The following is a 277-nucleotide window of genomic DNA, read 5'->3' as shown; positions in this document are numbered from 1 at the left end:
CAGAGCGAAACAGAACATGATCAGACTAAGTTTTGCTAATATTATAGATAGTTTAAAATGATATTTCAATTTTAGATTTGTTATTATTATGACTGTAATGTAAAATCAACGTAAATGGAGGGGGAGGCGTGATGACTGTTTATGACTTTGATGTAAAAACCGCAGATGGGCAAACAATATCACTATTACAGTATAAAGGAAATGTCATGCTCATTGTCAATACTGCAAGTTATTGCGGCTTTACGGAACAATACAAAGATTTGCAAAATTTATATGA

At 31.8% G+C, this 277-nt stretch carries 1 pseudogene; it reads left to right on the top strand.

The features are described from left to right. Positions 1 to 131: 131 nt before the first annotated feature. Positions 132 to 277: pseudogene (locus tag ABS784_RS17090) on the top strand (glutathione peroxidase); the annotation flags it as partial.

The organism is Geobacillus sp. G4 (assembly GCF_040327975.1).
GTDB lineage: Bacteria > Bacillota > Bacilli > Bacillales > Anoxybacillaceae > Geobacillus > Geobacillus thermoleovorans.
The sequence above is the reverse complement of the archived record's forward strand: the minus strand, read 5'-3'. Positions and strand labels throughout refer to the sequence as shown.